Origin of the sequence: Micromonospora sp. NPDC049230 (assembly GCF_040647875.1) — a bacterium.
Classification (GTDB): domain Bacteria; phylum Actinomycetota; class Actinomycetes; order Mycobacteriales; family Micromonosporaceae; genus Micromonospora.
Map to the genome: position 1 here is coordinate 48,950 of NZ_JBEZCZ010000025.1, position 22,667 is coordinate 71,616.

Sequence of the window (22,667 nt, forward strand, 5' to 3'; positions counted from 1 at the left end):
TCCCCCGCCCCTCGGGCGGTGATCATGAGGTTATTGCCACGACACTCCGTGGGATCCGGCAATAACCTCATGATCAACGGGAGTCGGGGCGGTCAACGCGGGTGGCGCGGGTTGCGGTCAGCAGGCGACCGCCGGCGAGCATGAGGGCGGCGGCGAGCAGCATCGCCACCGCAGCGGTGGTCCACATGGCGGGGTAGCCGAAGTGGGCGGCGAGCGGGCCGAGGCTCAGCGGGCCGAGGCAGCCGCCCGCGTACACCCCGGTCTGGGTGATCGAGGTGGCGGTGGCCGGTGACTGCGGGTGGAGTCGGACCACCGCGAAGTTCACCAGACCCGGCCAGGCCCAACCCAGGCCGAAGCCGAGCACCACGCCGGCCACCAGCGGCACCGAGCCGGTCAGCGCGAGCAGGACCAGCCCGGCCGCGCCGACGACGAGCATCGCGGCGATGACGGCGATGTGACCGGTGTCGCGACGGTCGGCCAACCAGCCCGCACCCACCCGGGCCGTCACGCAGACCGCGCCGCCCAGGGTCAGGGTGAGGCCGGCGAGGCCGGGCGAGAGGCCCCGAGCCGCTGCGGAGTCCACCAGGAAGGTGCCGAGTGCGTTCGCCGCCGCAGCGGCCAACGTCGCCGCCGCGCCGATCACCACGAGCGCCGCCGTCGCCCGGCCGGTGCGCGAAGCGCCGGCTCGCCGCGCCGGGCCGGGCAACTGCCGGGGTACGGCGGGCAGCGCCGTCAACGCGGCCACGGCGGCGGCCACGAACGCCCAGCGCCAGCCGACGGTGAGCGCGAAGGTGGGCACCGCCAGGCCGGCCAGCAGGGTGGAGGCGGGGATGGCGGCCTGCTTGACGCCGAACGAGAGGCCCTGCCGGCGGGCCGGCACGTGCTGGGCCAGCGCCGCGTTGCTGGCCAACTGGCCGAGCGCGTTCGCGGCGGCGCTGAGCGCCAGCAGGCCGACGAGCATCGGGTACGACCGGGCGAAGGCGGCCACGGCCAGCGTCGACCCGGCGGCCAGCACGATGCCGCAGCGGGCCGCCAGGGCTGGCCCGTACCGCTCGACAAGTCGGCCGGAGGGCACCGAGGCGAGCGCGCTGACCCCGAAGTAGACGGCCACGGCCAGACCGAGGCCGGCCGGGTCGAAGCCGAGGTCCGTGCCCATCTGCACGGCGAGACCGCCGAGCAGGAAGACGGGCAGTACGCAGGCCACTGTGGTGACGACCGCGCCGGCACTGGCCCGGACCGGGCGGGGTCGGGCGCTGATCGGGGCGGCGGAGGAGACGGTGTTGGTCATCGTCCGGCAAAGCTACGTGAACCCTGCTCGAACCACTCATGGTGACCGGGGGGGTACACGCTGTGGGTGATGATCTGGCATCCTCCACCCGAACAGGCATTTCGCAGTGGGCCTGTTTTTCATATGGTGTAAGTCCCCGGCGGCGGAGGTGGTTGTGCGCGACCCCTTGGCAGAACCTTCGGATCTGATCCGCAGCGTGTCACGAGCGCTGCGGGTGTTGGAGTCGGTCGGTCGTGCCCCGAAAGGCCTGACCGTCAAGCAGATCGCCCGGCGGTGTGAGCTGACAGTGGCCACCACCTACCATCTGGTCCGCACGCTCGCCTACGAGGGTTACGTGATCCGTCGCGAGGACGGCACGTACATCGTGGGGTTGGAGGTGGCCGACCGCTACCGGGAGTTGGTGACCGCCTTCCGGGGCCCGCCGGTGGTGGGTGAGACGTTGCGGCGGGCCGCTCTGGACACCGGCTACAGCCACTACCTGGGCCGCTTCGTCGGCGGTCAGGTGGCCATCACGGCGGTCGCGGAGGGGCACCGCTCGCCCTACCTGGAGGATCTGGTCCCCGGCTTCGACGAGGGGGCGCACGCGACGGCTCTCGGCAAGTCGCTGCTCGCCACCCTCACCGCCGACCAGCGCTACCGCTATCTGCGGGAGTACGGCATGCGCCCGTTCACCAGCGCCACGCTGACCACCACCGAGGCGTTCGAGGCCGACCTGGCCGCCGGCGACCGGCGCGGCATGCAGTTGGAGATGGGGCAGTTCCGTCAGGGAGTGGCCTGTGCGGCGGTGCTCGTCGCCCCCGACAAGGACATGGAACGCCGTGTCGTGCTGGCCTGCGCGTTGCCGGCCAGCGAGATGATGACCTCCGCCCGGGTGGTCCGCGCCAAGCTGCTCACCGTGGCCCGCAGTGTCGCTGACGGCATCGCCGCCGACTCCTGACCCCCACCGACGCCGAGAGGCCCTCTCCCGGGCTGGGAGAGGGCCTCTCGTGGCGGTCCAGCGCCGGACCCGCCGTGAGGTGACGTTCAGCAGCCTGCCGGCCGTGGTGGCACCGTCAGCTGCCCACCGGGCCGCCGTCGAGGCGCCAGGTGACCACCACGCCCGGCTTGGCGTAGTCGCCGTCGGGCCAGTTCGAGGCCGGGTTCTCCACCGAGGCGCCGGTGATCTCACCCGGGTGCTGCACGGCGACGAAGACCGAGCGGTTGTCGCCGGTGATGAACGGCCCGCAGGTCTCCGCGCCGAGCGGCACGGTCAGGAACTGCTTGAGGTGACCCCGCTCCGGGCCCTCCACGGCGGTGGCGAAGAGGCCGTCGTTGCTGCCCAGCGCGTTGCCGTCGGTGGAGATCCACAGGTTGCCGTTGGCGTCGAAGGCGACGTTGTCCGGGCAGGAGATGGGGGAGACCCGGGTCCTGTCGTACCCGGCGAAGTAGGTCGACGGGTCGGTCGGGTCGCCGCAGACGATCGGCAGCGACCAGGTGAAGCTCTCGGCCGTGTTGTCGTCGCGGTCCTCGACCAGCTCCAGGATCTGCCCGTGCTTGTTGGCGTTGCGCGGGTTGGCCTCGTCGGCCGGGGCCTTGCCGGCCTTGCCGCGGTCGGTGTTGTTGGTCAGCGCCACGTACACCTTGCCGGTGAGCTGGCTCGGCTCGACGTCCTCGGGGCGGTCCATCTTGGTCGCGCCGACCTTGTCGCCGGCGATCCGGGTGAAGGTGAGCACGTCCGCGGCGGTCATCCCGTCGACGAACGACCGGTTGCCGCTGACCAGCTTGATCCAGCGGCCCCGGCCGTTGAACGCGCCGTCGGTGGGGAGTTGCCCCGAGCCGTCGATCTCGGCGGCGCTCGTCTCGTCGAGCTTCGCCACGTAGAGCGTGCCGGACTCCAGCAGGGTCAGGTTGTGCTTGCGGGCCGCCCAGGAGTTGCCCTTCAGGAACTTCTTGTCCGAGACGAACTTGTAGAGGTAGTCGAAGCGCTCGTCGTCGCCCATGTACGCGACCACGTGACCGTCCTTCGCGACGATCACGTTCGCGCCCTCGTGCTTGAACCGGCCCATCGCGGTGTGCTTGCGCGGGCGGCTCTCCGGGTCGAACGGGTCGATCTCGACGACCCAACCGAACCGGTGCGCCTCGTTGGGGTGCTTGGCCAGGTCGAAACGCTCGTCGGCGCGCTCCCACTTGCGGCTGCCGCTGGGGTAGCGGCTCGCGGTGCCGATGCCGTAGCGGTCCAGCTTCGGCTTCAGCTCGGCCGGGGCGGCGTCGGCGCCCACGAAGTACTGGTTGAAGTTCTCCTCACCGGAGAGCACAGTGCCCCACGGGGTCACGCCACCGGCGCAGTTGTTCAGCGTGCCGACGACCGTACGACCCTTGGGATCGGCGGCGGTCCTCAGCCAGGCCGAGCCGGCGGCCGGGCCGGTCAGGTCGAACCTGGTGCTGAGCGCGGTGACCCGCCGGTTGTACGGCCGGCGACCGTTGGTGACGGGCTTCCACTGCCCGGTGCCCGCGACCCGCTCCAACTCCACCACCGACATGCCGTGGGCCGCCATGGCGGTGCGCAGCTGCTCGACGGAGAGCCCGTCCAGGCCGGGGAAGCCCGGGAACATCAGGTCCTCGTTCGTGTACTCGTGGTTGACCACGAGCAGCGCCCGCCTGCCCTGCTTGTCCAGCGGCAGCACGCCCACGAAGTCGTTGTTGTAACCGAACTGCCTGGACTGTGCCGCGGCGCTCTGGTGGTGCAGGTCGAACTCCGGCGCGCCAGGCAGCACCGGGTCACCCCACTTGATGACCACGGCGTGGTCGTAGCCGTTCGGGACGACGAGGCTGTCCAGCTTGTTCGGTGGGATCGGCTTGAAGGCCAGCGCGCCGTTGCCGACGCCGGTGCCGGGACGGCCGAAACCGAAGGACTCCGGGACGTCCGGGGTGGCCGGGGCCGCCATCGCCGGGGCCGCACCGGTGAGCGCACCGGCAGCCGCGCCGCCGAAGCCGAGGACCAGCGCGCCGACCGCGCCGGCCCGGACCACGCCGCGCCGCGAGACCTCCGCGTTCACCACGTCTCCGAAGTACGCGTTGTCGGAGGTGTTCGGCACCGGGTGGGCACAGGCGTTTCCGCAGCGGTACAGGCAGGTCATCGCGTCACGGGTGCCGTGGCGGGAGCCGGTCAGCAGGGGGAGCAGCCGGGGACGGTCGCTCATGGGGGAAGCCTCCAGACAGGTCGATGGCACGACAGGCGGCGTACCAGCCGGACGCTAGGAGGGCGTGGTGAGCGCTCGTCGGCCACGATGTGAACCAGGCGTGAACACCTTCGTGGACGCAACCGGTCTGACCTCGGTCTGAACCGATCGGCGTGACCGCACGTATTCCCGAGCGAACGCACCGCCGGACGCGCGCCGGAAGCGAGGAGACCGCCATCAGCGACCACGACGCCCAACTGCTGCGCGCGCTGCACGACGAGCACGCGGAGGCGCTGTACGCCCATGCCCTGCGTCTGGTCAACGGTGACCGGCAGCGCGCCGAGGACCTGGTGCAGGAGACGCTGCTGCGGGCCTGGCGGCACCCGGAATCCCTCGACCCGCAGCGCGGTTCGGTGCGGTCCTGGCTGTTCACCACCGCCCGCAACCTGGCGATCGACGCCTGGCGGCGGCGCTCCACCCGGGTCGGCGAGGTCTTCACCGACGATCTTCCCGAACCGCCCGAGGCTGTCGACGAGGCCGAACGGGCAGTGGAGGCGTGGACCGTCGCCGAGGCACTCAACCGGCTCAGCCCGACCCACCGCGAGGTGCTTGTCGAGTGCTTCTACCAGGGACGATCGGTGGCCGAGGCGGCGTCGCGCCTGGGCGTGCCGCCGGGGACAGTGAAGTCCCGTACCCATTACGCGCTGCGGTCTCTACGGTTGGTGCTGGCCGAGATGGGGGTGACGGGATGACGCAGTGCGAGTTCGCGTACGACGACGGCGCGTACGTGCTCGGCGCTCTCGCCCCCGCTGAGCGGGCGGCCTACGAGCGGCACCTGGGCGGCTGCGCCTCCTGCCGGGAGGCGGTCGCCGAGATCGCCGTCCTGCCCGGGTTGCTCGGGCGCCTCGACCCGGCGGGGTTGGAGCAGATCCTGCCGCCGCCGGCCCCGCCCCGGGCGCCCGCGCTGCTCGAGGAGGCCCGGCGCCGCCGGCGTCGGGAACGCGCCTCGGACCGCCGACGGTACGCGTTGACCACGCTCGCCGCCGCCGGGCTGGCCCTGCTGGTGGGTGTGGGCACCGCCGTGGTGCTGCCCCGGCCCGCCGGCCCGTCCGGTCCGCCGGTGGCGCAGGGCAGCACGCCCGCCCCGCAGGTGTCGATGGTCCCGATGCGGCCGGTGGCCAGCAGCGGGCCGGTGCACGCCGACATCGGGCTCACCGGCACCAGGTGGGGCACCGAGGTGACAATGCGCTGCGGCTACGACACGCGGTCGAGCTACGGCAAGGCGTACCCGTTTCGGCTGGTGGCGCGCGGCCCGAACGGTGCCAGCGAACAGATCGGGTCCTGGTTGGCGGCACCGGGCGACGCCCTCCAGCTCAACGGTGCCACCAGGTTCACCGCCGCCGAGCTGGTAAGCGTGGAACTCCAACGCGTCGACGGCACACCAATCCTCACCTACGCGGTCCCCTGACCCACGCCCCCGCTGCTCCTCGGCGATGCTGCACTTTCTGTTCTTCCAAGAGGGGGCATGGCAGACATTTCGGCGACAGGAACTTCAAGATCGCGGGGGTGGGGGTGGGTTCGGCGGTTTTGGCGGGCCTTGCCGACGGCGTCGGCGGTGAAGACGATGAGGGCGAGCCAGACCAGCGCGAAGCCGGCGAGGCGGGCCGGTGGCATCGGCTCATGGAAGATCAACACCCCGCAGCCGAGCTGGAGGATGGGCGCCAGATACTGGATCATGCCGAGGCCGCTCAGGGGCAGTCGGTTGGTCGCCCCGGCGAAGAGGAGCAGCGGGATCGCCGTGGCCGCACCGGCCAGCACCAGCAGCACGGTGTGCCCGGCCGAGACGTGCCCGAACGTCGACTCGGCACGACGCGTGAGCCACGCCAGGTAACCCAGCGCCGGCAGCGCCAGCACCGCCGACTCGACGAACAGGCCCTCCGCCGGTGGCAGCCCGAGGCGCTTCTTGACCAGGCCGTAGCCGGCGAAACTGAACGCCAGGGTCAACGCCAGCCAGGGCAGTCGACCGTAGTCCACGGTGAGCACCGCGACCGCCGACGCGCCGATCCCCAGTGCCACCCACTGTGCCGGGCGTAGCCGCTCCCGTAGCACGGTCACCCCGAGCAGCACCACTACCAGCGGATTGATGAAGTAGCCGAGCGCGGTCTCCACCACCCGGTCGGAGTTGACCCCGTAGATGTACGCGCCCCAGTTGACGGCGATCAGCGCGGCGGCGGCGACGACACCCGCCACCGCCCAGGGGCGTCGCAGCAACGCCCGCAGGAAGCCGACGTTGCGCAGCGCCGCCAGCAGCAGGGCCACGAAGACCACCGACCAGACGATCCGGTGGGCCAGGATCTCCAGTGGACCAGCGGGTCGCAGGAGCCTGAGATAGAGCGGAAAGAAACCCCAGATCAGGTACGCGCCGAAGCCGTAGAGGTATCCCAGGCGGAGTGGCGTCACCCCTCCAGTGTAAGGGGTGTAACGGCGCTTTGCTCCTTTCCCGTGATCGGGGTCACCGGTACGCGTCGGTCGAGCTGCATCCACCGCTCCGGCACGTCCAGCGGCGTGAAGCCCACTCGCGCGTACACCTGGTGGGCGTCCAGCGTGGTCAGCAGGATCCGGCGTACGCCGAGCTGGTCCAGGTGGTCGCGGATCGCGCCCACCATCCAGCCGCCCAACCCGTGGCCCCGGGCGGCACGGTCGACGTACACGTCGCAGAGCCAGGCGAAGGTAGCGCCGTCGGTGACCACCCGGGCCACCGCCACCTGCCGGTCGTCCTCCGGTCGGTAGACGCCGAACGACAGCGAGCCGGCGAACGCCCGGGCTGTGGTCTCCCGGTCCCGGCCGAGCGCCCAGTACGCGTCGGTGGACAACCAGAGATGAACCAGGGCCAGGTCGAGCCGGGCGGGGTCGGTGCTGAGCAGATGGCCGTCGGTGCGGGTCAGCGAGAACACGCTGCGACGCTAGCCGCAGCGGTGGGCGACCCGGCCGGCCAATTCTCAAACTCTGGTCATCGGCCGGCCGTGGTCGCCGCATCGGCCAGCCCGGTCGGTGTTGGCCCGTGGATCGTCAGTCCCGGTCGAGGACGGCGCCCAGGATCCAGGTCACGATGCTCACGAACAGTGCACCGAGCACGGCGGCCGGCCAGAAACCGTCCACCGTGAACGGCAGCCCGGCCTGGTCGGCGATCCAACTGGTGAGCAGGAACAGCAGCCCGTTCACCACCAGCGCGATGAGACCCAGGGTCAGCAGGTAGAAGCCGCAGCCGACGGTCTTGATGACCGGCTGGAGGACGGCGTTGACCACGCCGAAGATCACCGCCACCAGGAGCAGCGTGGTGACCGTCTCGACGGCGGAGTCCGACTCCAGTGAGATGCCCGGGATGAGGAGTGTGGCCAGCCAGAAAGCCAGCGCTGTGCTGGCCAGCCGAATCAGCAGACCTTTCAGGAAATCCATGGCGGGGATCGTGCCACGGACCTCGTACCGGTGTAACCCGGCGGTTGACCATCGCTGTGGATCAGCCGCGCGCCGGAGGCCCGATCAGTTGCGCCTCGATCGGTGTGGGGGAGAGCAGCGCCCAGCGCAGCGCCCTCCGGTTGACCACGGCGACCATGTCGTCCCGGATCCGGGTCAACCACTCGGCCGAGCCGCCCAGCCCCAGGGCGGCGCCGGCCAACGCGGCCTCGGCGGCGTCCAGCGGTTGCAGCAACGCGAGGTCGGCCCGGCTCAACGCGTCGACGTCCGCGGGGGTCAGCTCATCCCGTACGACAAGGGTGGCCCGCCACGGCGGACCCGGCTCGGCCTCGGCCGGCACCGGGCCGACGTCGACGACGAGCAGCAACGGGCGCAGGGCGGTGCCCACCCCGTCGGCGACCGGTCGACCGGGTGGCAGCAACGGGATCGTCCCGCCCGGTGCGCCCACCCCCCGGACGAATGGCTCCCAGGCGCGCGGCCGGGTGGTCTGCACCACCACCAGGGCACCGAGGGCCAGTGCCCGCAGGGCCACCAACTGGGCGGCACGCACCCCACCGACCAGCAGCACCCGGGTGCTCTCCGGCCGGAAGAGCCGCACGGTGACGGCTCGGCCGTGCCGGTTCGTGCCGACCATCATCCCCGCGTCGCCCAGGGTCAGCTCCCAGTCGTCCATCGCGGAGCGTTGCTGCGGCCCGGGTGTGGTCAGCGCCAGTGGCAGCGTGGCGGCCAACCCGTGCAGGTGTGCGCCGTCGAGACGACGCAGCTCCCCGCCCAGGTCGGTCACGAGACGCTCCAGCGCCTCGGTGGCCGCGGTCAACTCGGTCGCCGTCGCGGCGGCCAGGCGTACGGTCAGCTCGGTCGGCACCGGCCCGACACCGCCGGTCGGCGGCGGACCCGCCGTGACCGACACCGTCGTCGCGGTCGCCGGCAGCGCGAGCATCCGGGGCACCAGACGCCGCCCGCCCGCACCGCCCGCCTCCGGCCACCGGACCAGCCGGAACGTGGCCTGGACCAGGGCACCGGACCGGAGTGTCGGCCAGGACTCCCGTACCGGATGGCCGTCGTGGTGGGCCAGCTCGCCCAGGACCCGCAACGCGGCCGGTACGCCGAGCGGCCGCGCGGTCAGCGATCCGAACCGGCGGGCGATGCGGCGGACCGTGCCGGCGAGCACCCGGCGCAGGTCCTCCGCGGACCACCCGTCCACCCGCAGCACCCGGACCGCCACCACCGCCCGCTCCCGCCCGGCGAGCCGACCGTCGGTGAGCTGCCGGTACGACGTGCCGGCCGTGCCGGCTGCCGGGACCGGTGCGGGTGCCCCGGCGAGCAGCAGTTGGACCCGCAGCGGGGGCATGTCCGGCCCGGCCGTGGGCAGCAACGCGGACGGCGGGGGAATCACCTGGGACACGTCGCCGAGCAGGTCACCGGGGTCGCCGAGCTCCAGTAACGCCACCATGCCGGCGGTGTCCTCCAGCACGGCGGCCGGACCGCCGGTCAGTTCCGTCGAGCGGACGACGGTGCCGGGAGCGACCAGGTCGAGCAGGTCGGCCGCTCCGGACGGGCCGGCGAGCGCCCGACGTCGGGTCAGGTGCCCGACGGCGGTGCCCAGCCACTGGAACAGCCACCGGCCCCGGAACCGGACCCCGGCGGTCGCCACCAGCAGCACGGCCACCAGTGCGGCCGCGACGATGACCGGCGCGGGCCGACCGAGGGCGGTGAGGACGAGTGCCGCCGCGACCTGCGCGGTCACCAGTTGACCGGCCCACACCCCTGCGCCGGCCCGCCGGTCGGACCAGGCACGGCCGTTGGACCAGGCACGGCGGTCGAGGGATGACCGGCGACCGGGTGTGCGCGGGCCGGCGGTGCCCGGGCTGCCGTCGGTGGGTCGGCCCGACCCGGCCGGCTCACCCGGCCCGACTGCTCGCGGCGCCGGGCTCGGCCCGGACCCGACCGGGGCCGCCGGGTGCGGCCCTCCGGTGGTGATCGCCGGCACCGTGCCTCCTCGACCAGTGGGAACCCGGGTCGGGCGTCCGGCCGCCCTCCGGCGGCCCGTCACGCGCCGCGACGTGGCTGCGGCACATCGTAAGCGACCGATGGCGCTCGCGGTTGTCCACAGGGGAGAAAGGTGGGGTAGCCGAACCGCTACGAGGCCGCTACCGTCAGCCACGAAGTCATCGCTGACCCGCGTCTCAGTGCTCGACGACCGGGCCAAGCGAACGACGCGTTCACAGGGCGGGCGCGTCGAGGGCCAAGGTGCGATCAGGGAGACGAGGTGACGTCCGGGTGTCCCAGACCCAGGCAGAAGCCGCGGTGATGCAGCAGACCGCCGCGAAGTTCGAGCAGGTTGACCAGTCGTTGCAGTCCATGCTCACCGGCCTGCTGGCCGAGCTACAGGTGTTGCAGCAGGCCTGGCGTGGTGCTGGTGGCCGGTCCTTTGAGCAGGTCAAGCAGCAGTGGTCTCAGGACCAGGCGGCGCTGCACCGGGCGCTGCGGGAGACCGCCGGGGCGATCCGCGCCGCCGGCCGGCAGTACGACGTCTCGGACGACGAGGTGGCCAGCCGGGTTGCCGGCACCAATCGCGGCGGCATCCAGCTGCCGCTCTGATCCCGCTCGGGAGGGAAAATCCGATGGACCATGGTGTGCTGGTCGTCAACTTCGCCGCGCTCCAGCAGGCCGGCGCGGACATTCAAAAGGCGTTGAACACGCTCGACTCGCAGCTCGGCCAACTCGAACGAGACGCCGCCCCGCTGGTGGCGAGTTGGACGGGCGAGGCCCGGCAGGCCTACGAGCAGCGGCAGGCACGGTGGCGGTCCGCCTCGCAGGATCTCCAGACGATGCTGCGGGACATCAGGTTGGCGGTGCACGACTCGGCCACCGACTACCTGGACACCGAAAAGAAGAACACCGGGCTGTTCCAGTGACCGCGGTCGGCCGGGAGAGCTGACCGTGGCCCGGTCAGCTACCCGGCCGCCGCAGGTCGTCGGTCCGGGCGGTCAGCTTCCGAGGTCAGGCCGGGTCGGCCGGGCGCCAGCGTCGGCGGGCCCCGCGGGGCAACACCAGGGCGAGCAGCGCCACGGTGACCGCCGTCGTGCCGACCGCCGCGCCGACCAGCAGGGCCCGCTCCCGCGCGGTCGACCGGCGGGTCTGGCGGGCGACCAGCGCGGGGTCGGCCCGGTCGTCGGCGAGCACGGCGACCGGACGACTGGTGGCCGCGCGGCTGCCGCTGGTCTCGGTGACCGCCCGGTACGGGTTCAGCACGCCGGCACCGTACCCGCCGCCGTGGCCCGTTCCGGGAGCTGTATCGGCGGTGGCGATGATCCGCGCCACCACCTGGGCCGCGGTCAACTCGGGCCGGTACTCGCGCAGCAGCGCGGCGGTGGCGGCCACGAACGGTGCCGCGTAGCTGGTGCCCTCGACCTGACGATGGCCCGACCCGGGGGCGGCGGTCAGCACCTCGCTGCCCGGCGCGACCAGGTCGACGTACGAGCCGGTCTGCGAGAAGGTCGCCCGCCCGCCGTCGGCGCCGATCGCCCCCACGCCGAGCACCCCGTCGTAGGCGGCGGGAAACGGCCGGGGGTCCCCGCCGTCGTGCAGGTTGCCAGCGGCGGCCACCAGCACCACGTCCCGGTCCAGGGCGTAACCGACGGCAGCACGGACTTCGGGATCGTCGGCATACAACACCACCGACAGGTTCACCACGTCCGCGTCGTGGTCGACGGCCCACCGGATGGCCTTGGCGAACTCGTCGGCGCCGACCGTACGCCCCGACTCCCGCCCCCGCACCACCTGCTGCTCACTCACCCGGACAGGCATGATCCGGGCACCCGGTGCCAGACCGCGGAAGGCGACTCCGGGTTGGGGCGCCGCCGCGATGATGCTCGCCACGCCGGTGCCGTGACCGGCGCAGTCTCGACTGCCGTCGCCGCCGGGGTCGAGCAGGTCGGTGCCGGCCAGCACGCGCCCGGCCAGTTGGGGGTGCACCCGGTCCACCCCGGAGTCGACAACCGCGACGGTCACCCCGGCACCGGTGGCCAGTGGCGTGAGGCGGGTCGGGTCGTACCGTTGCTGTGGCCACGGCGCGGCCGTGACCGGCCGGACGGGGGCGAGGGGGGTCGCGCACGCCGGTGCCGTCCGAAGCCTTGCGGTGGCGGTGGCGGTCGGGAGGGCCGGCACGGTCAGCAGGCTCGCGGCCAGACCTGCGAGGACCGGGCGCATGATCGATCGAGACATCGACAGCCTCCGTATCGTGTCGGCTCCGGGACGGGATGTTATCGCCTTGCCCGCGCCCCGGCAGACCGCCGACGGCCAGCCATTGTGATCTTGGTACCACCTTGTAGGTTGTACGCGATACCTGTGGCCTGTTCTCGGAAGGGGAGGTGGCCGTGACCGAATGGGAGCCGGCCACGGAGGCCGAGGTGGCGATGCGTGACGCGCTGCACGCCAACGATCAGGAGCTCTACTTCCGGCTCCTGTCCCGCACCGATCTGCTGCTGCCGGTCTCCGCACCGGCGCAACCCGGCCAGGCGCCCCCCGGCTGGGGCACCTGGACCACCGGTGGCCGGACACACGTGCTGGCTTTCACGTCCGCCGCCGCCCTGCGGGTCTGCCTCGGCGAGCACTCCGGCAGCAACCGACGCGTGCCCTTCGCCGACCTCGCGGTCGGCTGGCCCAACCAGGAGTGGTGGCTCGCCGTCAACCCGGGTCTGCCGGTCGAGGGCTACCTGCCGGCCTGGTTCGTGGCGCAACTCTCCCGGGGCGACGTGCGCCTGCCCGGCCGCACCATGGGTGCCCGTGCCCGGCTGGAGCGGGCGGAGACCATGGCCCGCACCCGCACCGGCGCACCCGGCCGGGATACCGCGCCAGCTGCTGGATCACCTCCCGCGATGGGCGCGCCGCCGTCTGGACCAGCCCCGGTTCCGCCAGCCGCGGTTCCGCCGGCCCCCGTTCCGCCGGCCGCGGTTCCGCCTCCGCCGTACCCCCCTGCCGCGGTCCCGCCCCGCAGGGCCGCGTGGGGTCCGACGCCCCAGGCGGCGGGCACCCCGCCGATGCCCGGCCCCGCGTCACGGACGCCCGGCCCCGTCGAGCCATCGCGCCGACCTGGTCAGGATGACCTGCCTGCCGCCGGTCACCGGCACCCGCGCGGCCCGTCCCAACCAGGAGCGGCGGGCGCCGGCCCCCTACCCCGCAGCGGTCGGCCGTCCCGGTTCGTACCGTTGGCGCCCGCCGACCGTCCGGGTGTCGGTCCGGCTGAGTCTCCCGGTGCCGGCTGGCCGGCTGAGTCTCCCGGTGCCGGCTGGCCGGCTGAGTCTCCCGGCGCCGGCTGGCCGGCCGAGTCTCCCGGTGCCGGCTGGCCGGCCGAGTCTCCCGGTGCCGGCTGGCCGGCAGCGAATCGGCCGAGCGACGTCGACAGCCCGGCCGCGGGTAACGGCAACGGCGGCCCCCAGCCCACTCGGCGTTCCTTCTTCGAACCCACCACCGCCCGGGACCGGGCGTCCGACCCGACGCCGGGCGGGGGCCGCCCCGCCGACCGAGCGGCCCCACCGACCCGATTCGGGCGGGGCAGCCAGCCCTTCCCACGCCGCCGCCCGGCCGACGCGCCGACCGAGGCGACACGCGCCTTTCCGATGACGGACCCGGACGTCACCCGGCCGCTGCGGCCGCCGACCGGCGACCTCGGTGCGTCCCGCCGGGTCCGCGTGCCGACACCGGCTGAGGAGATCACCCAGCCCCTGCCACCGCGCCGACCCGACCCGATGGCTGAGGAGCCCACTCGCGCCTTCCGGCTGACCGGCGAGCCGCCGCTGAGCGCGGCGGCGGAGCGGCCCGGCCCTGCCGCGGACCAGACCCAGGCGATTCCGCGCGAGCAGCCGACCCGATTCGGGCCGGTGGAAGAACTGTCGGTGTCCGCCGCGGAACCGGTCTCCAGCCCGCCCGCACCGCGTCGCGGCTTCACGCCCATCGTCATCGAGGGCACCATCATCGAGTCCCGCGACCTCACCGACCCGGTCGAGGCCAACGGCCTGTTCGACGCGTCCCGACAGCCCCGCCCTGCCGAGGCCGCGCCGCGACCGTTCGACCCGGCGCACTCCGGCCCGGACCTGTTCAGTCCGTCGTCCTCCAGTCCGAGCCGGTCCGGCCCCGCGTCGTCGAACCCCGGGCCGAGCCCGTCGGTGCCACCCTCCAGCGGCGGTCCTGCCGTGGACGGTCTGGTCGATGCCGGCACAAGCGGTGGCCACACAGTTGACCGTGCAGGCGTCCCGGCCGGCGGCGGTCGCACCGACATCGCCGGCTCGTCGGTCGGCGCGACGAGCACGGATCGGCCTAGCGGCGCGACCGGCGCGGATCGGGCCGGTGTGACCGCGACAGTGGACGGCGCCGGGCAGCCGTCGCCCGTCGACGAGCCGGCCCCTGTCGAGTTCGAGCCGGCCAACACCGTCGAGGAGGACCTGCTCGGTGCCGCCGGTGCCGGCAGCACTGACACGTTCCTGTCCACCCTGCTGCTGGCCCGGGTGCTGCTGCCGGCGGCACCGGATTCGCTGCCAGGCAGCCGCCCCGGCGACTCGGGCTTCGTCTGGCGTACGGCGCAGCTCGACGGCGAGACGTACGTGGTGGTCTACACGTCGCCGGAGCGCCTCGCCGACCACGTCGAGGGCGACGTCACCACCGTCGGCGTGAAGTTCGCCCAACTGATCCGGCGGTGGCCGGACGAGGACTGGTCGTTCGCCGTCAACCCGGGCACCCCGGTCGGTGCCAAGCTGCCCGGGGAACAGATCGTCGCGTTGGCCAACTGGGCCGCCGAGGTGGGGCTCGGTGACGACCTGGAGGTGGACCCGGAGGAAGCGCCGGCCGCGGCGGAGCCCACCGCCCGCCCCCGGTACGCTCCGGCGGCGGTCGACCCGGCCCGGCCGACGGTCATGCAGAAGGCGGTCGCACCGAGCCAGCTCGCGTACTACCTGGAGCGGGGGTACGACCGGGTCTCCGGCTTCGTGCACCGGGCCGGTGAGCTGGCCCATCTGACCACGCCCGCGCAGGTGCACGACGCGCTCGGCCTCAGCTACCCCGGTTCGCCGTTCGCCCGGGACGCCGAGGAGATCTACGTGTTGCGCTGGCCGGCGCACCGCCCGAGCCTCTACCGGATTCCGTACGGCGGTCAGAACGAGCCGGCGATGCGGGCCATGGAGGGCTGGGTCATCGAGCGTCCGCCGTTCCGGGGCAACGGCTTCGCCCCGGGCGAGAGCAGCGACGTGGTCGCGGAGTTCAAAGTGGACAGCGCGCGCCTACCGCACGGCACGCAACTCTGGCGGATCGGCGCGGACGGCACCGAGCGGGTGGTCGCGGAGCTCGACACCGACACGGTGGTCTGGCGACGGGTCGGTGAGGCGTGATGCGCGACGGTTACGTGGCCCGGTGGCAGGGCCGGGAATACCAGGCCAGCCCGGACGGCGACAACATCCGCCTCTACCAACCCGAGCCGGGCGAGGGCTTCGAGGAGGTCCGCGCCGGCCGGTACGTCCGGGTTCTGCCAGCGACCGAGATCGAGGATCTGGCGTACGTGCGGACCACCTGCACCTGGCAGGGGCAGCCGTTCATCGTGCTCGGCGAGCATGACGCCTGGTTGCGGGTGGAATACACAGGTGGTCGCTGGCCGGTGGCCGAGGCGATGCGGCTGGAGGTCTTCGACTTCGGCGTCTACCAGGGTTGGGCTCCGGCCTCCGAGGTCACCGACCTGCGGGAGCAGCGGGTCTGAACGGTCAGCTCTTGGCCCAGCGCAAAATCTCGCCGAGCACCAACTCCGGCGCCTCCAGGTGCGGGAAGTGCCCCACCCCGTCGAGCAGCCGCCACTCGTACGGGGCGACGACGTAGCGCCCGGAGCCCAGGGCGGTGCGCGGCAGGGCGGCGGAGTCCAGCGCGCCGTGCAGTTGCAGGGTCGGGGTGGCCAACGGCTTCTGCATCAGGCGGACGAACCGGTAGCCGTGCAGCCGCAGCAGTGAGCGGAACGCCCAGCGGTAACCCTCCAACGCGCAGAACGCGGCCTGCGGGATGCACATCGCCTCCCGGCACCGCTCGGCGTACGCGTCGAAGTCCGGCCCGGCGACCCAGTGTGGCCCGCCCCAGCGGCGCAGGATCTCCGCGACGGCAGCCGCGCCATCGCGGGTCAGTACGTGCTCGTAGCGGGGGAGCTGGAACTTCAGCGCGGGGGTGGAGGCGGCGAACTGCCCGCGTGGGTCGGCGAAGATGCCGGCGCGCAGGCGCAGCGGGTGCGGTGCCCCCAACACCACGAGCCGACGGACCAGAGGCGGGTGGAAGGACGCCACCGTCCAGCCCACCATGCCGCCGACACCACTGCCGACGATCGTCGCCGAGCGTTCACCGAGCGCGCGGATCAACCCGGCGATGTCGGCCGCGAGGGTGTAACCGTCGTACCCCCGGGGTGGTTTGTCGCTGGCGCCGTAGCCGCGCAGGTCGACGGCGACCGCTCGGAAGCCGGCGTCGGCGACCGCCGGGAGCATCCGGTGCCACGCCCACCAGTGCTCCGGGAAACCGTGCAGGAAGAGAACCATCGGCCCGGTGCCGGCCTCGACCACATGGAACCGGGTGCCGTTGGCGCCGACGAAACGGTGCGTCCACGGCCCCTCGGTGAGGACACAGGACTCGTCGACGACTCCGCCGCGCTGGTCGGTCATGGCAGACAGCCTAGGACCCGGTTGCCTGCGACGGCCCTGGTGGTCGCGTTGAACAGGGAGAAGCCCGGGATGTCCCCTACCGACACGCTGGTGCGGGTCGGCCGCGGCGCCGGGTGCCGATGGCGGCGCGAACCCCGGGTCGGCGCGACGAACATGGCGAAACGGGGCGGCTGGACAAAGGGCGGCGCCCGGGCAGACGAGCTGCCCGGGCGCCGCTGGGTGGTGCGGGATCGTCGGTCAGAAGACCCGGATCTTCATCGAGGTGCCGTCCTGCTCCAGAACCTTGATCTTGACTCCGGTCGCGGGGAGCTTGACGCCGTGGTTCGGCAGCTCCTCGTAGAAGTACTGACGGGTGTCGTCGAACAGTGGCTGGGCAGCCTGACCGCGGATGTACTGCGGCTGGCTGTTGAGGCGCAGGGTGAACGAGTCGGCCTTCTTGAGGCTGAACGGCGCGTCGTAGACCTGGACCCGGGCCCGCCACGGAGCGCCGGTCAGGTTGTAGATCGGCTCCGGGTGCGCGTCGATGTACAGGTTGCGACCCTCACCCGGGTGACCACCGGGGTTGGCCTCGGACGCCGGCGCGGTGTTGTTGTCCGACCAGCGGGTGTTCCAGTACGAGATGAGCAGGCCCTCCTGGTACGCGTAGTGGTCCACCCAGTCCGGGCGGGTGTTCGCGTAGCCGAAGAAGTACGGGCCGGTCTTCAGGTACTTGTCGTACGAGACGTACGACCGGTTGCCGGCGATGTAGAAGTTCTCGAACAGCCGGGTGTAGGTCGCACCGACCACCTGGAAGTCCTCCAGGGCCCAGCCGGCGTCGGTCTCGGCGCCGTCGCTGAACACGGTCTGCCCGTCGGCGGTCACGGTGATCGCGTCACCGAAGAAGCCACCCTCGGAGACACCGCCGTCGGTGACGTAGTGCAGGCGAACCTGCGCCGCCTTGCCGGCGACCGCCGTCAGCGGGATGTTGATGTCGACCCAGGTGCCGCTGCTGCTGCCCGAGAGGGCCGGGCGGCCGGCGCCGTCAACGCCGATCGGCTGGCCGTTGGCCGTGCCGTTCAGGTCGATCCAGGTCTGGCCGCCATCGGTCGACGCCTCGAAGTAGAGGTAGTCGTAGTTGGATTCGATGCTGTACTTGCCCTTGAGCGACAGCGCCGCGGAGGACTTGCCGGTGAGGTCGAACGTCCTCGTCATCGAGCTGTCGAGGTCGTCCTCGTTACCGGAGAAATACTGTTTGGAGCCTTCGACAGGTGCGCCGTAGTTGAAGGTGTACTCCCGCTTGGGCAGCACCACCACGACAGCCTGTGCTTCCTTCGAGTTGTACTCCTGTGGACCGAGTTGCAGCTTCTTGTCCTGGCCCGCGACGACCACCTCGTAGTCGAGCCAGCCGAGCTGGAACTTGTTCCACGCGCCGAGGTCGCCGCCCCGGTCGCCGATGCCGGCGTCGTTCTTGGCACCGAGCCGGCTCTGGGCCATCAGGGTCCAGTGCTCGTTGTTGTTGTCGGCCGGTCCGTAGTCGTCCGGCAGGCCCAGGTCGTGGGCGTACTCGTGGTAGAAGACGCTGCGGCCGCCGTTTTCCGGCTGGATCGTGTAGTCGCGGATCCAGATGCCGGTGTTGCCGATCTGGGTGCCACCAGCCCGGTTGTTCGCCGGGCCGACCGGCGAGCTGTTGAAAGCCGACCAGCGGTGGCTCCAGATGGCGTCCTCACCCTGCTGCGGGTCACCGTCGGCCTGGTCGCCGCCGGCGTGGACGATCTGGAAGTGGTCGATGTAGCCGTCGGACTCGTTGAAGTTGCCGTCGTGGTCGAAGTCGAACCGGTCCCACTGGTCGAAGGACTTCATCTCCTCGGCGATCTGCGCGTCCGTCCGGCCCTTGGCCTTCTGGTCGACGACCCACTGGTCGGCGGCGTCGCGGACCAGGTCCCAGGTGTTCGAGCAGACGTTGTCGGCGCAGACGGCCCGGTCGTCCCGCGGGTCGATCGGCTGGCCGGGCAGCGGGTCCGGGATCGGGTCGTCGGAGCGCCCGTAACGGGCCTCGTTGTACCGGACCTTGACCCAGTCGGTCACCTCACCCTCGACGGTGTAGCGACCCGAGGACTGCGCCTCGTAGTACTGCTTGAGCGACTCGTCGCCCGGGTTGGTGCCGAAGTAGACCTGGCGGAAGTGCTCCGGGCTGAAGTCCGGCTGCCAGATGGTGGAGTTGTCCACGGCCCGGTTGGGCTGGGGGATCTTGTTGTGCAGCGGCCCCGCGAACGTCGTCGGCCCGGCGATGTCCGGGTTCGTGTCCTTGTTCGGGTAGGACGGGTGCTGCTCGTCACCGAACTCGGCCAGGATCACGAAGATCTTGTCGGTCCGCTCACGCTCAAGCTCGACGTACTGATCCTGGGTGGGCGGATCGGTGGCGGCGGTGCGGGCGTTGGCCTTGTTGGTGGCCTCCTTGCCGACCTCGCCGACCTTGACGACAGTGCTGCCGTTGCGCTCGATCGGCTTGCTGCGGCCGCTCAGCACGTCGCTGAGACCCTGCTCACGCAGGGCGCGGCGCTTGTCCTCGAGCTTGTCGGGAAGCTCATCCTTCAGCGCCTGCGGTTCGGCAGCGGCGGGTGCTGCTACCGGCAGTTTGGGCTGAGGCGCCGCCGAGGCGGACGGGCCGAAAGCCAGGCCTGTCGCCGTCAGTGAGAGCCCGAGCAGACCCACTGCGACTTTGCGCACGTGGTACCTCCGGTGTGAGGGAACCGGCCCAACGGGGGTAGAGGCCGGTGGGAGATCGATCCCACTAGTGGGACCAATGGTGAACATAGTTACTGCCGGGACGGGTGGGAAGACGAACGCGTCGATTTGTTGCGAGATTTTGTTGGGAATGCTTTCCGCCGTCACACCCCGGCGCTTCATCAGCCACATTGACCAGCGCAGGACCGGCCGCCCGGGGAGTGCAACGACACATTTCGATCATTGTGATCGATGTACGACAGTGGGGCCGGAGGCGTCTCCGCCACCGGCCCCACCAACACCGCTGAAATCAGTTACCGCTCAACCGGACGACTACTTCTTCGCCGGGGTGACGAAGATCGTGGCGGACGAGTTGTCCTTCGCGGCCTTCTTGACGGTGAGCGACACGCCGTAGTTCACGCCCGCGTCACCGGGGTTGCCGGTGCCCAGCACGATCGCGCCACCGCTCAGGGTCACGCCGTAGAACTCCGGCGCCGGGCTGCCGTCCGGGTGGGTGACCCGGGTGGTGTACGGCGCGTTGTTCCGCGACGGGACGACAACCGAGGCGTCGTTGTCCCGGGCGTACGGAGAACCATCCCGCATCTCGATGCCCGGGTACCAGGTCTTGGCGTCGGTGAAGGACTTCACCGGTGCCTGCGCCTTGAACTTCGTGCAGTACGCGCTGTACGGCTGGTCCGCCGCCTCCAGGCACTCCGTGAACTGGTACGTCTTCTGGAGGCCGAAGGCCGCGTTGGCCGACTGCGGACGGCTGGGCAGGTTGTCCGTCACCGACGGGTCCTTCTCGGCCGCCACACCCGTGCGGCGGTACGGGTCGAAGTGCGAGTCGACGATGAGCAACCCGCCCTTCGCGCCGTAGCTGGGCAGGGCGGTCATCTGCCCGGTGACGTGGTTGACGTCGCCGAGCGCGCTGTCCCGGTACCACACGAGCATGCCCGGCGCGTTGTACGAGATCCGGTCGACCTTCCACGCCTCGTGCGAGTAGATCGTGTCGTACGCGTACTTCAGGCCCTTGTCGAAGCCGTCGAAGTTGCGCCACTCGGCCAGGTAGAACTGCGCGTGCACCTCGGTGCCGCTGGAGATCTTCCAACCCGCGCCGGTGGTGTCGACGAAGGTGCCGCCGGTGGCGGTCCAGCCGTTGGCGCCGCCCTCGACGTCGTCGCTCCACGTGGTGGCGCCGCCGCCGGTGACCGAGAAGTCGTCGGCGAACCAGTTGCGCTCCTCGAACGCCTCGTCGGTGGCCTGGCGCAGGCGCAGCTGCACGGTCGTCCCCGCGTACGCCGACAGGTCGACGTAGTCGTGGCGCCAGCCGTCGGTGCTGCCGGTCAGGCCGTACTTCTTGCCGCCGAAGTCGTTCATCCGGCCGTTCGGGTCCGGGTAGCCGTCGGGCGTGGTGACAACGGCGCCACCCTCGGCGTACACCTTCTGCTCGGTCCAGGTCGCGCCGCCGTCGGTGGAGAGCTCGACGAAGCCGTAGTCCCAGTCCTCCTCGATGATGTAGTTGTTCCACATCCAGAACTTGGCGTCCGCCGCCGACGGCACGTCGACCGACCGGCTCAGCTTGACGTCGGCCCAGCTCTGGTCGTTGTTGCTGTGCCACATCTTGGTGCCGCTGTGCGGCGTGGCAAGCGTCGTCACCTTGTCCGGCAGGTCGACCTTGATGCCGTCCTCGGAGTCGATGGGCGTACGCGAGGTCTGCCCGAGCTTCACCTCACGCGGGTTGGACCCGGGACGGATGGTCAGCGGGTCGGCCCAGCCGAGCACCCACTTGTCCCAGATGCCCATGTGCGTGGGCAGCGCCTGGAAGATCTCACCCGAGTGCGAGCCCGAGGCCATCAGGTCCCAGAAGTCCACGTCGGAGTCGGCGTTGCCGGAGGTGTCGTAGAGGTCCGGAAGGCCCAGGTCGTGGCCGAACTCGTGGGCGAAGACACCGACACCGGCGTCCTCCGGCTGCACGATGTAGTTCGACGCCTTGAGGTTGGTGCCCGGGATTGTGTAACCACCGGCGACCGTGGAGGAGTGCGCCCAGACGGCGTACACGCCCTCGGCGCCACCGCCACGCGACTTGCCCTGACCGGCGTGCACAAGCACGAGGTGGTCGATCACGCCGTCCGGCTCGAAGACGTTGCCGTCACCGTCGCGGTCGGCCTGGTCCTCGATGTCGTAGTCGGCCCACGGGAAGGTCGGGTCCTTCGCGACGAGCGCGTCGATCGCGTCGGTCGCCAACCGGCCCGCGCCGGCCGGGTTGTCCGGGTGGCCGTTCATCGACTGCTCCCGGCCGGGAACCCAGGCGCCGGTCTCGTCCTGGAAGCAGCGGTTGGCCGCGTACCAGCCCTCCGAGTGCGGCACGGTGATCCAGGGGCTGGCCTGCCCCTCCACCGTGTACGCGTTCTTGGACATCTCCAGGTACATGTTGTGCATGGTGCGACCGGAGAGGTCGATGCCCTTCTTGCCGTCCGGGCCCTTCAGGTCCTTGCGGACCCGCTCGGTGATGCCCTTCTTGCTGTACAGCATCTTGTTGTAGTGCGACGGCGAGAAGTCCGGCACCCACATCGAGTTGTTGTCCTCGTGCGGCAGCCGCGACGGGTCCGGGATCTTGTTGTGCTTCGGCCCGTTCTGCACGGTGCCGGGCACGCAGGTGCGGTCCTCGAACACCGTCTTCGGGACCATCACGCCGGTGAAGTCGTCGTTGGCCTTGTCGTTGAACTCGACGAGCAACGTCAGCAGCTTCGCCGTCTGCGTGGTCGGCGCCTTCTTGAACTTGCGGGGGTTCTGACCGGTCTTCAGCGACTTGGCCTCGTCCTTGGCCAACTGCCGGGCGGTCACCGGGTTGCCCCGGGCGTGCTTCTGGTCGAACTCGCGCGCGGACTCCACGGCAGGGGTGTAGACGCCACCCTTGCCCTTCACCTCGCGGCCGGTGGTGTCCGGCTGCACCTCGGGCTCGGCGTAGTTGATGTAGTGCTCATCCGCGCCGATCACCGCCTGAGGTGTCGGCGAGGCCGACTGGGCTGCCGCGCTGCCCGTCACGGTCAGTGACGTGGCCGCGAGGGCGATGGCGGGCAACGCGACGAGTAGTCGTCGTCGCGCCCCGGACTGCGGTTTGTGGTTCATGCCGCTCCATTTCTCGGGCATGGGGAGGAGGACGTGGGGTCGTCCGACCGTCGATGTGACGAGTGTCGAATTCTTCCAACCTGCGTGAACCTAAATCACAACCGGCTGAAAGGACAGCGGAGACCCACCGTCTGTGGCCGTTTAGCCGCTGTCGGATCAGCCGACCGACCGATGTGACAGCGGCGGGACGCTGCGGGCCGTACCCGTAAGAAATAACGGAGGGTGGCGGTCCGC

17 protein-coding genes are annotated in these 22,667 nt (G+C 71.4%); 7 read left to right on the forward strand and 10 right to left on the reverse strand.

Going from position 1 to position 22,667, the window contains the following annotated elements:
* Positions 1 to 73: 73 nt before the first annotated feature.
* Positions 74 to 1,288, reverse strand: coding sequence for an MFS transporter (locus tag AB0A95_RS20905; RefSeq protein ID WP_357557426.1), 1,215 nt, complete (start codon positions 1,286 to 1,288; stop codon positions 74 to 76).
* Positions 1,289 to 1,442: 154 nt separating this feature from the next.
* Between AB0A95_RS20905 and AB0A95_RS20910 the strand changes: the two genes are divergently transcribed.
* Positions 1,443 to 2,225 carry an IclR family transcriptional regulator C-terminal domain-containing protein gene (locus AB0A95_RS20910; RefSeq protein WP_357557427.1) on the forward strand — a complete coding sequence of 261 codons (783 nt, stop codon included), beginning with the start codon at positions 1,443 to 1,445 and terminating at the stop codon, positions 2,223 to 2,225.
* 115 nt (positions 2,226 to 2,340) lie between these two features.
* Here the strand turns inward: AB0A95_RS20910 and AB0A95_RS20915 are convergent, their stop codons facing one another.
* Positions 2,341 to 4,467: a PhoX family phosphatase gene (locus tag AB0A95_RS20915; protein ID WP_357557428.1), complete on the reverse strand. Its 2,127-nt coding sequence runs from the start codon at positions 4,465 to 4,467 to the stop codon at positions 2,341 to 2,343.
* A 215-nt stretch (positions 4,468 to 4,682) separates the two neighbouring features.
* Here AB0A95_RS20915 and AB0A95_RS20920 point away from each other — a divergent pair, with 215 nt between their 5' ends.
* Both AB0A95_RS20920 and AB0A95_RS20925 read left to right on the forward strand, forming a co-directional pair.
* Complete coding sequence (locus tag AB0A95_RS20920) at positions 4,683 to 5,198, forward strand: sigma-70 family RNA polymerase sigma factor (protein WP_357557469.1); 516 nt, start codon at positions 4,683 to 4,685, stop codon at positions 5,196 to 5,198.
* Entirely contained in the window at positions 5,195 to 5,914 is a 720-nt protein-coding gene (locus AB0A95_RS20925; RefSeq protein ID WP_357557429.1) for a zf-HC2 domain-containing protein, read from the forward strand. The genes AB0A95_RS20920 and AB0A95_RS20925 overlap by 4 nt, the downstream gene beginning before the upstream one ends.
* Here the strand turns inward: AB0A95_RS20925 and rarD are convergent.
* The 4 genes from rarD to eccE all read right to left on the reverse strand — a co-directional run bounded on the left by rarD (position 5,899) and on the right by eccE (position 9,910).
* Entirely contained in the window at positions 5,899 to 6,906 is a 1,008-nt protein-coding gene (gene rarD / locus AB0A95_RS20930; protein ID WP_357557430.1) for an EamA family transporter RarD, read from the reverse strand. The two genes, AB0A95_RS20925 and rarD, sit on opposite strands and share 16 nt — an antisense overlap.
* A complete protein-coding gene (locus tag AB0A95_RS20935) occupies positions 6,903 to 7,400 on the reverse strand; it encodes a GNAT family N-acetyltransferase (RefSeq protein ID WP_357557431.1) in 498 nt (165 codons plus the stop codon). Before AB0A95_RS20935 ends, rarD begins: the two co-directional genes overlap by 4 nt.
* A gap of 115 nt (positions 7,401 to 7,515) precedes the next feature.
* On the reverse strand, positions 7,516 to 7,902 hold the full coding sequence (locus AB0A95_RS20940) for a phage holin family protein (RefSeq protein ID WP_357557432.1): 387 nt from the start codon (positions 7,900 to 7,902) through the stop codon (positions 7,516 to 7,518).
* 61 nt (positions 7,903 to 7,963) lie between these two features.
* The gene (gene eccE, locus AB0A95_RS20945) at positions 7,964 to 9,910 is read right to left on the reverse strand and encodes a type VII secretion protein EccE (RefSeq protein WP_357557433.1); all 1,947 of its coding nucleotides are present in this window, start codon (positions 9,908 to 9,910) and stop codon (positions 7,964 to 7,966) included.
* A gap of 290 nt (positions 9,911 to 10,200) precedes the next feature.
* Here eccE and AB0A95_RS20950 point away from each other — a divergent pair, with 290 nt between their 5' ends.
* Together AB0A95_RS20950 and AB0A95_RS20955 are read left to right on the forward strand one after the other, a co-directional pair.
* Positions 10,201 to 10,521 (forward strand): WXG100 family type VII secretion target, encoded by a 321-nt coding sequence (locus AB0A95_RS20950; RefSeq protein ID WP_357557434.1) that lies wholly within the window; start codon positions 10,201 to 10,203, stop codon positions 10,519 to 10,521.
* Between the two features lie 23 nt (positions 10,522 to 10,544).
* A complete protein-coding gene (locus AB0A95_RS20955) occupies positions 10,545 to 10,838 on the forward strand; it encodes a WXG100 family type VII secretion target (protein WP_357557435.1) in 294 nt (97 codons plus the stop codon).
* 85 nt (positions 10,839 to 10,923) lie between these two features.
* Here AB0A95_RS20955 and mycP read toward each other — a convergent pair whose 3' ends face one another.
* Entirely contained in the window at positions 10,924 to 12,147 is a 1,224-nt protein-coding gene (gene mycP / locus AB0A95_RS20960) for a type VII secretion-associated serine protease mycosin (RefSeq protein WP_357557436.1), read from the reverse strand.
* 152 nt (positions 12,148 to 12,299) lie between these two features.
* Between mycP and AB0A95_RS20965 the strand changes: the two genes are divergently transcribed.
* Both AB0A95_RS20965 and AB0A95_RS20970 read left to right on the forward strand, forming a co-directional pair.
* Positions 12,300 to 15,302, forward strand: coding sequence for an SseB family protein (locus AB0A95_RS20965; protein ID WP_357557437.1), 3,003 nt, complete (start codon positions 12,300 to 12,302; stop codon positions 15,300 to 15,302).
* Positions 15,299 to 15,664, forward strand: coding sequence for a hypothetical protein (locus AB0A95_RS20970; protein WP_357068588.1), 366 nt, complete (start codon positions 15,299 to 15,301; stop codon positions 15,662 to 15,664). The genes AB0A95_RS20965 and AB0A95_RS20970 overlap by 4 nt, the downstream gene beginning before the upstream one ends.
* Positions 15,665 to 15,668: 4 nt before the next feature.
* Here AB0A95_RS20970 and AB0A95_RS20975 read toward each other — a convergent pair whose 3' ends face one another.
* The 3 genes from AB0A95_RS20975 to AB0A95_RS20985 all read right to left on the reverse strand — a co-directional run bounded on the left by AB0A95_RS20975 (position 15,669) and on the right by AB0A95_RS20985 (position 22,433).
* A complete protein-coding gene (locus tag AB0A95_RS20975; protein WP_357557438.1) occupies positions 15,669 to 16,601 on the reverse strand; it encodes an alpha/beta hydrolase in 933 nt (310 codons plus the stop codon).
* A gap of 237 nt (positions 16,602 to 16,838) precedes the next feature.
* Positions 16,839 to 19,292 carry an immune inhibitor A domain-containing protein gene (locus AB0A95_RS20980; protein WP_357557470.1) on the reverse strand — a complete coding sequence of 818 codons (2,454 nt, stop codon included), beginning with the start codon at positions 19,290 to 19,292 and terminating at the stop codon, positions 16,839 to 16,841.
* Between the two features lie 345 nt (positions 19,293 to 19,637).
* The gene (locus AB0A95_RS20985; protein ID WP_357557439.1) at positions 19,638 to 22,433 is read right to left on the reverse strand and encodes an immune inhibitor A domain-containing protein; all 2,796 of its coding nucleotides are present in this window, start codon (positions 22,431 to 22,433) and stop codon (positions 19,638 to 19,640) included.
* Positions 22,434 to 22,667 lie beyond the last annotated feature (234 nt).